This window comes from Nocardia sp. NPDC060220, assembly GCF_042727815.1.
In the GTDB taxonomy this organism is placed as follows: domain Bacteria; phylum Actinomycetota; class Actinomycetes; order Mycobacteriales; family Mycobacteriaceae; genus Nocardia.
In genome coordinates, this window is record NZ_JBHWZY010000277.1 from 1 (window position 1) to 7,753 (window position 7,753).

At 67.2% G+C, this 7,753-nt stretch carries 9 protein-coding genes; 1 reads left to right on the forward strand and 8 read right to left on the reverse strand.

Annotation, left to right across the window (positions count from 1 at the left end; all coding sequences use genetic code 11):
- Nucleotides 1–383: 383 nt before the first annotated feature.
- The 8 genes from ACFWF3_RS16265 to ACFWF3_RS16300 all read right to left on the reverse strand — a co-directional run bounded on the left by ACFWF3_RS16265 (nt 384) and on the right by ACFWF3_RS16300 (nt 7,061).
- Nucleotides 384–1,163: a TetR/AcrR family transcriptional regulator gene (locus tag ACFWF3_RS16265; RefSeq protein ID WP_379314306.1), complete on the reverse strand. Its 780-nt coding sequence runs from the start codon at nt 1,161–1,163 to the stop codon at nt 384–386.
- A 29-nt stretch (nt 1,164–1,192) separates the two neighbouring features.
- Nucleotides 1,193–1,651 (reverse strand): hypothetical protein, encoded by a 459-nt coding sequence (locus ACFWF3_RS16270; RefSeq protein WP_379314302.1) that lies wholly within the window; start codon nt 1,649–1,651, stop codon nt 1,193–1,195.
- A gap of 205 nt (nt 1,652–1,856) precedes the next feature.
- On the reverse strand, nt 1,857–3,002 hold the full coding sequence (locus ACFWF3_RS16275; RefSeq protein WP_379314303.1) for a TetR/AcrR family transcriptional regulator: 1,146 nt from the start codon (nt 3,000–3,002) through the stop codon (nt 1,857–1,859).
- Nucleotides 3,003–3,019: 17 nt separating this feature from the next.
- On the reverse strand, nt 3,020–4,165 hold the full coding sequence (locus tag ACFWF3_RS16280) for an acyl-CoA dehydrogenase family protein (RefSeq protein ID WP_378987058.1): 1,146 nt from the start codon (nt 4,163–4,165) through the stop codon (nt 3,020–3,022).
- Nucleotides 4,166–4,179: 14 nt separating this feature from the next.
- A complete protein-coding gene (locus ACFWF3_RS16285; RefSeq protein ID WP_378925660.1) occupies nt 4,180–5,010 on the reverse strand; it encodes an SDR family NAD(P)-dependent oxidoreductase in 831 nt (276 codons plus the stop codon).
- 13 nt (nt 5,011–5,023) lie between these two features.
- Nucleotides 5,024–5,431 carry a MaoC/PaaZ C-terminal domain-containing protein gene (locus ACFWF3_RS16290; protein ID WP_378925663.1) on the reverse strand — a complete coding sequence of 136 codons (408 nt, stop codon included), beginning with the start codon at nt 5,429–5,431 and terminating at the stop codon, nt 5,024–5,026.
- The gene (locus ACFWF3_RS16295) at nt 5,428–5,886 is read right to left on the reverse strand and encodes a MaoC family dehydratase N-terminal domain-containing protein (protein ID WP_378987064.1); all 459 of its coding nucleotides are present in this window, start codon (nt 5,884–5,886) and stop codon (nt 5,428–5,430) included. The genes ACFWF3_RS16290 and ACFWF3_RS16295 overlap by 4 nt, the downstream gene beginning before the upstream one ends.
- Entirely contained in the window at nt 5,886–7,061 is a 1,176-nt protein-coding gene (locus ACFWF3_RS16300) for a lipid-transfer protein (protein ID WP_379314304.1), read from the reverse strand. Before ACFWF3_RS16300 ends, ACFWF3_RS16295 begins: the two co-directional genes overlap by 1 nt.
- Nucleotides 7,062–7,188: 127 nt before the next feature.
- Between ACFWF3_RS16300 and ACFWF3_RS16305 the strand changes: the two genes are divergently transcribed.
- On the forward strand, nt 7,189–7,753 hold a 565-nt coding region (locus tag ACFWF3_RS16305), incomplete at its 3' end, for an AMP-binding protein (protein ID WP_379314305.1).

The following is a 7,753-nucleotide window of genomic DNA, read 5'->3' on the forward strand; positions in this document are numbered from 1 at the left end:
GCGCCAACGCCATGAATCGCCCCCGGTCGACACCGAAGTTCACGAGCAGGTCGCCTGGACTCGCACCGCCGAAGGGCGCCCAGCTGATGGCGAACTCGATGATCTTCCTCATGTCCGGATCGATCGAATGACGTGACGCGAGAAGTTCCAGTTGCCGCTGTGTGGAGCGGACCCACACCGCGCCGTCATCGACGGTGGTGGAGGAGTTCGTTTCCTCGCCCGGCGTTCGCGGTGGCTTCGCCGAGTACACCCGACGCGCGCCGTGCATCGCGCCGGAGCGACTTCGCTGTCGCTGCTGTGATTCCATGATGTCCCCGAGCGGTAGGTGTGTGATCTGTCCCCTCACAGAATGCTTCCGGATCAGGCAATCGGCGACGGTAAAACTACGTAGACGAGTACCTGTTTTGTCCCGACCGGGCGCGCAGCGGCGTTTCGGCGGAAGGGGCGAGGACAGCCTCGGCGCCGCGAAATTCCGGCGCACCCCTTCGTCGGCGGCTCGCGCAGGCCTGTCTGGCGATCTCGATCTCTTCATCGCTGAGCGGCGGGACCGGCAACGGCGCCCGCGGCGGGCCATCGCCGCGCAATCCGTCGAGGACCAGGACGAAATAGCGGCGCCACACTTCGGTACTGACCGACCAGGAGAAATCGGCGATCGCCTGCACCATGCGGATGACCGCGAAGAAATCGTTCGGCTCCACGTCGGGCCGCAACACGCCGGCACCGCGGGCCTGGTCGATGATACGAACGACCGCCGGATTCAGGCGATCCCGCACGGACGCGACCCGTGCGAGTCCGGCGTCGCTTCCGACCAGCACCTCGCCGAGCCCTCGATCGAATGCGACAGTGCGGCAGGTTAATTCGAAGAACTGCACCAGCCCGTCCCAAGGATCAGGGTTCGTCAGGGCGAGTTCGGCCTGCTCCACCACCATCTCGATGTGCTGTTCGAACACCTCATCGATCAGTTGCTGCTTGTTCGCGAATCGGCGGTACACGGTGCCGACTCCGACACCCGCGTGCTCGGCGACATCGTCGAGGGTGACTCCGAGCCCACGGGTCGCGAACAAGGTGCGCGCCGCCGCGAGAATCAGCCGCTGATTGCGCACCGCGTCGGCACGCAATCGACGGGGCACGGCCCCGTCGATTGCCGTGGCGGCGGGGTCCATGGCGTTCACACAGCCCTCCGCGCCCGGAACTAAGCAGCGGCCGGTCGAGGAACTCCACCTCGTGGCTGCGCATCGGGTGTCGGCAGTCTCCGGAGGCCGGAGTAACCGAGCGCCGCCATGGAGCCGAGGAACAGGACCGTACCCAGTCGCGCGTACGGGAGACCTGCGACCAGAGCGGATAGATCAGGTGCCGCTTCGACCATGACGAACAGGGTGAGCACCAGCTGAACGGTGCCGGTCACCGCACACAGCAGCCCCCCGACCCGATTGCCCGCTCGGACCGCGACGAGCACGACCACAGTCGTGCTTGCCGCGAAGGCCCAGGCAACCCAGTGATAGAAGGCAGCTTGCAGCCCACTCGGGTTGTTCGCATTCAGCACAGCCAGATCCGCGAAATTCAGCGTCATGGCCGGAGTAGCAGGGGAGGCCGGTACGTAGGTCCATGCCGGACCGAGCAGCGCGAGCCAGATCGCACCGACACTGACCATCAAGAGGGTGTCGGACTTGCGTCGGGTATGCGTGTCAACAAGAAATGTGTCCTGAGTCATAGTTACTAGTCAAGCTGTCCGCTGCGGCCCAGAAAACCGCCATACGACCTGAATGCATCCCCGCACATCCCGCCATCTGGCGGGGTAGCCCGCTCGCTACGGCGGCAGCCGTCGCTCCCGACACCCACCGCTGTGGCCGCACCGCCTACCCGGAAAGACCGAGGGCGGCAACGGCAATCGTAGCCAGCGGGACGCTCAGCTGACGAACGTCGGAAAACGGGTCGTCCCTGGCGATGTCGTTCATCGCCATCAGGGTCGCTTGTACGGTGACCAGGGCTTGTTCCCGGGTGAGAGTGGGTTGTGCCGCACGGCACAGCCTGACCCATTCGCTGACATAGTCGCGCTGTGCTTGCACCAGCGGTTCCGCCTGCGCGCCGAGGGTGCGGACTTCGGTGACCAGGATGTCGACCAGGGTCGGGTGGCGCAGGGTGAACTCGGCGTAGACCGCGACGAGCGTGCGCAGTGCGGCGGCTTCGTCGGAGGCGGCCAGCAGTGTGTCGTCCAAGGTGACCTGGAGGTAGCCGTTGGCTCGATGCAGCGCGACTTCGAGTATCTCCAGCTTGCTGCTGAAGTGGTTGTAGACGCTCGAGGTGGACAGGCCGACAGCCTCGCCGATCTCCTCCATCCCGGTGCTCGCGTAGGTCTGATCGGCGAAGATGCGCAGTGCCGCGACCAGGATCTGTTCGCGCTTACTCCCGCGTGACAGGCCTTTCGACGCTGGAATCGGTGGTGGCGCAGGCACTTCCAGTTCGACGCTCAGCACCGCCTCGGCGATGCCGACGAGGGTCGCGCGGAATTCGTCGGCGGGCAGCGTGGTGCTGTGGAAGGCGGGGCTGAGCAGTGCCGCCAATGCCGTTCTCGCGCGCAACCGGGCACCGAAGCTGGGGGCGTCACCGCTGGTGGCCACCGCGAACGCCTCGCACAACTGGTCGAGCCGGGCGGCCAGATCCAGGCGCTGTGGGCGCGGGAGGTGGCGTGCCTCGCGCACCCACAGCAGCGGCGCGGTGCGCCTGCCGACCGCGAAATCGGCGACCGCGACCAGGACGTCGGGGCCGTCGAGTGTGCTCGCGAACCGGTCGAGCGTCTGCTCGATAGCGGCACGGAGCAGGTCGTCCTTGCCGGTGAAATGCCGGTAGAGCGCCGAGGGGCCGACGCCGACAGCGGCGGCGACATCGCTCATCGCGATGTTCTCGAAACCGCTGTCGGCGAACAGCAAAGCCGCCGCGTCGACGATCAGTTCGCGACGGTTGGCCGGGCGTTTGCGACGCGCGGCGGCGGGCGGTGAGGACACCACGGGGATGCTACCGCTCAGCCCAACCGCAACGATCGGCCGATGATCTCCTTCATGATCTCGCTGGTGCCGCCGTAGATGCGGGCGATCCGCGAGTCCAGATAGGCCCGGGCGATCGGGTATTCCAGCATGTACCCGTAGCCACCGTGCAACTGAACGCAGGCGTCGATGACCCGGCTCTGGAGTTCGGTCGCCCACAGCTTGGCCTTGGCCGCGTCGACGGCGCTCAATCGACCGGCGTTCAGTGCGGTGATACCACGGTCGACGTAGGTCTGGGTGATCTCGACCTCGGTGACCAGATCCGCGAGCCGGAACCGGGTCGCCTGGAAATCGCCGATCGTGCGCCCGAAGGCCCGGCGTTCCCGCACATAGTCCATCGTCTCGCGCAGCGCGGCGGTCGAACCGGCCATAGCCGCGACCGCGATCGACAGCCGTTCCTGGGGCAGGTTGTTGCTGAGCCCGAAGAACCCCGTGCCTTCCTCGCCGAGCAGGTTGGCCACCGGAACCCGCGCGTCGCTGAAGGACAACTCCGCGGTGTCCTGGGCGTGCATGCCGACCTTCTCCAGATTGCGCCCACGCGTGAACCCCTCGATCTCGCGTTCGACGACGATCAGGCTGATGCCGCGGTGCGGGTGCTCGCCGGTGCGCACCGCGGTGATCACCAGATCGGCGTTGATGCCGTTGGTGATGAAGGTCTTCGCGCCGTTGAGCACGTAGTGCTCGCCCTCGCGGACCGCTTTGGTGCGGATACCCGAGAGGTCGGAACCGGTCCCCGGCTCGGTCATGGCGATGGCGACGATCGTCTCGCCGGTCGCGACGCCGGGCAGCCAGCGCGCCTTCTGCTCGTCGTTCGTCAGTTCGAGCAGATAGGGCATGCAGATATCGGCTTGCAGCGCCGGGCCGAGCATCGCGGGAGCGACATCGGCCGCGGCGGCCTCCTCGGTCAGAATCGCGTTGAACCGGAAGTCGTTCACCCCCGCGCCGCCGAACTGCTCAGGCACCGCCATGAACGCGCCGAGGTCGGCGACGTCGGTGAACAGCGAGCGCGCGACGATGCCCGCCTGTTCCCACTCCTGGTAGCCGGGCACGACGTGCTTGGCCAGAAACTGCCGCACGCTGTCGCGGTAGGCATCGTGCTCGGGTTCGAAGATCTCCCGGTCCATCGTGGAATCCCCTCTCAGATGGTGTAACCGCCGCCGCAGACCAGTGTCTGGGCGCTGATGTAATCGGATTCGGGACGGCACAGCAGATAGACGGCGCCCGCCGCCTCGGCCGGGGTGCCGGCGCGGCCGAGCGGAATCTGCGCCGCCATGGCGTCGAGCAGGGTCGGGTTCACACCGACGGCGAGCTCACGACCGCCCACGTCGATGGTGGCGCTGCCGTCCGCGGGCGCTTCGGTGAGCCGCGTGGTGATCAGGCCGAAGGCGACCGTGTTGACGGTGACATTGAGCCTGCCCCACTCCTTGGCGAGGGTCTTGGTCAGCCCGGTGATGCCCGCCTTGGCCGCGGCGTAGTTGGCTTGGCCCGCATTGCCGCCGAGCCCGGCGATCGAGGAGATGTTGACGACCTTGCGGCACGGCACCGCCTCACCGGCGGCCTTGGCCCGCTTGACCTCGGCCGAGATGACCGGCTGGGCCGCGCGCAGGATACGGAACGGCGCCTTGAGGTGAACGTCGATGATGGCGTCCCATTGTTCGTCGGTCATCTTCTGGATGACGGTGTCCCAGGTGTAGCCCGCGTTGTTGACGACGATGTCGATACCACCGAACTCGTCGACCGCGGTCTGCACGAACCGGTCGGCGAAGTCGTCGTCGGTGACGCTGCCCGCGCACGCGACCGCCGTGCCGCCCGCGGCGCGGATGTCGGCGACGGTCTGCTCGGCCGGGTCCTTGTCGAGGTCGTTGACGACCACCGACGCGCCGTCCGCGGCGAATTTCAGCGCGATCTCACGCCCGATGCCGCGACCGGATCCGGTGACGATGGCTACCTTGCCGTCGAGTGTTCCCATGATGTGCTCCTGCTCAGTTCTCGCTCGGCACGGCGACGACCGCGGTGCCGAGCAGGGTGGAGGTGCCGTCGGCGAGAGTGACGGCGAGGGCGAGGGTGGCGAGTCCGTCCTCGACGGCGGTGACCGTCGCGGTGCAGGTCGGCTGCCCGTGGATCGGGGTGATCGCGGTGAAGCGCACGGCGAAGGACCGGATGTCGTGCTGGGGCACCCAACCGGTCAGCAGGCGGCCGAGGTAGGCCATGGAGAGCATGCCCTGGGCGAAGACGTCGTCGAAGCCGGCGGATTGCGCGTTGTCGAGGTCGATGTGGATCGGGTTGTGGTCACCGCTGGCGCCGGCGAACAACGCCAGCGTGGCGCGGGAGATGGGCGGCAGAGCCAGGGGTGCCAGCTCGGCACCGACGGTCAGGAGCGCGGTGCTCACGTGGTCACCTCCGGATTGCGGACGACGGCCACATTGGTGGCCTTGGCGAGAAGATCGGTGCCACGGCGGAATTCGGTTTCCTTGGTCACGAACTCGAGAGCCCCGCCGCGTTTGACGGTCACGTCCACGACGCGCTCGCTGATCTCGACGGTGTCGCCCGCGTAGGCCATGGCGACGTACTCGAAGGCCTGCTCACCGTGCAGGATCCGGCGCAGGTCGATGTCCAGCTCGTCGAGATAGCCGAAAGGCGAGGGTGCTTCGAGGATCAGGCTGAAGAAGAACGTCGGCGGGACCGGGAGATCCGGGTGACCCGCCGCCCGCGCGGCCTCGACATCGGTGTAGACCGGGTCGGTCTCGCCGATGACTCGCGCGAACAGGCGCAACCGGCCGCGCTCGACGTCGACGGTGAAGGTGGGCAAGGTGAGCGCGAGCGCGCGTTCGATGTCGACGCTCATCAGCCGACCTTCTCGTAGAGGGTGACCACGGCGGCGCCACCGAGGCCGATGTTGTGCTGTAGCGCCACCGTCACGCCGTCGACCTGCCTGGCTTCGGCCTGACCGCGCAATTGCCAAGTGAGCTCGGCGCATTGGGCGAGCCCGGTCGCGCCGAGCGGATGTCCCTTCGACAGCAGTCCGCCCGAGGGGTTGGTGACCACACGGCCGCCGTAGGTGTTGTCGCCGTCGCGGATGAACTTCTCCGCGGTGCCCTCGGGGGTCAAGCGCAGCGCTTCGTAGCTGAGTAGTTCGTTGGCGGTGAAGCAGTCGTGCAGTTCGACCACCCGGATGTCGGCGGGGTCGACACCGGCGGCCTCGTAGACCTGGTCGGCCGCGCGCCGGGCCATGTCGTAGCCGACGAGCTTGGGCAGATCGTCGAAGGTGTCGGGGGTATCGGTCGTCATCGCCTGCGCGGTGATGGCGACGTCGGTCCGCAGACCGTGGCGGCGCGCGAAGTCTTCGCTGGTGATGATCGCGGCGGCCGCGCCACAGGTGGGCGGGCAGCACTGCAACCGGGTCAGCGGCCCGAAGATCTGCGGTGATTCGAGCACCTGCGCGACGGTGACCTCGTCCCGGAACACCGCGAACGGATTGTTCTTCGCGTGCGTGCGCGCCTTGACCGAGATCATCGCGAAGGTCGCCGGATCGGTGCCGTACTTCTCGGCGTACGCGGCGCCCGCTCCGCCGAACAGCTGCGCGGCGAACGGTGCGTCACTCTCGCCGTTGTGCTGGTGGGCCACCGCCATGAAGTCGACGAACGGACTCGGCCGGTCTGGCCACTTCATGGCGAGGGCGCCACGTTCCATCTGCTCGAAACCGAAGGCGAGCACGCAGTCGGCGGCGCCACTGGCGACGGCCTGGCGCGCCAGCCACAACGCCGACGACCCGGTCGAACAGTTGTTGTTGACATTCACCACCGGGATACCGGTCATACCCACGCTGTAGAGCGCGCGCTGGCCACTGGTCGAGTCGCCGTAGACATATCCCGCGTAGGCCTGTTGTACCTGTTCGATGCCGATTCCGGCGTCGCGCAGCGCGTTGCGGACCGCACCCGCTGCCAGGACGTCGTAGGGCTCGCTCTTACTCGGCGTCGAGAACGGCACCATCCCGACTCCGGCAACCTGCACCCGTTGCATCACACCACCACCAATCTAGACGAATCAATATTCACTTCATGGTTACATGACCCTTGACATTCCATCAAGACCCGCCAGAATGTCAGGTACATCACACGCATGAATATTCACAACAGAGGAGTTGGCCGTGCACATCACGCAATCCCTGCACGCGGCGCTGCAACACGGTCCCGACCGGACCGCCACCATCTTCGGGACCCGCCGGCGCACGGTCGCCGAATCCGTCGATCGCATCGCACGGCTGGCGGGGGCACTGCGCGAGCTCGGGGTCGGAGCCGGTGATCGCGTCGGGATCTACGCCCTCAACAGCGATCGCTACCACGAACTACTGATGGCGGTGCCGTGGGCGGATGCCGTGGTCAACCCGGTCAATATCCGCTGGAGCACGGCCGAAGTCGCCTACTCGCTCCTCGATTGCGGCACCGATGTCCTCGTCGTCGACGACGCCTTCGCCGACGCCGTCGACGCGCTGCGCGCTGGGGCGCCGAACCTGCGCACCGTCGTCTTCGCCGGTGACGGTCCGACGCCCGCGGGCATGCTCTCCTACGAGGAACTCATCGCCGCTACGGCGCCGATCCCCGATGCCCGTCGCGGCGGCGACGAGCTCTACGGCGTCTTCTACACCGGCGGCACCACCGGTTCCCCCAAGGGCGTGATGCTGTCGCACCGGGCCTGCCTCACCTCGGCCATGG

Bases quoted from the DNA above. Each gene is read 5' to 3' on its own strand.
- ACFWF3_RS16265 (WP_379314306.1), bottom strand. From the start codon at position 1,163: ATGGACCCCGCCGCCACGGCAATCGACGGGGCCGTGCCCCGTCGATTG.
- ACFWF3_RS16270 (WP_379314302.1), bottom strand. From the start codon at position 1,651: ATGGTCAGTGTCGGTGCGATCTGGCTCGCGCTGCTCGGTCCGGCATGG.
- ACFWF3_RS16280 (WP_378987058.1), bottom strand. From the start codon at position 4,165: ATGGACCGGGAGATCTTCGAACCCGAGCACGATGCCTACCGCGACAGC.
- ACFWF3_RS16285 (WP_378925660.1), bottom strand. From the start codon at position 5,010: ATGGGAACACTCGACGGCAAGGTAGCCATCGTCACCGGATCCGGTCGC.
- ACFWF3_RS16295 (WP_378987064.1), bottom strand. From the start codon at position 5,886: ATGAGCGTCGACATCGAACGCGCGCTCGCGCTCACCTTGCCCACCTTC.
- ACFWF3_RS16300 (WP_379314304.1), bottom strand. From the start codon at position 7,061: ATGCAACGGGTGCAGGTTGCCGGAGTCGGGATGGTGCCGTTCTCGACG.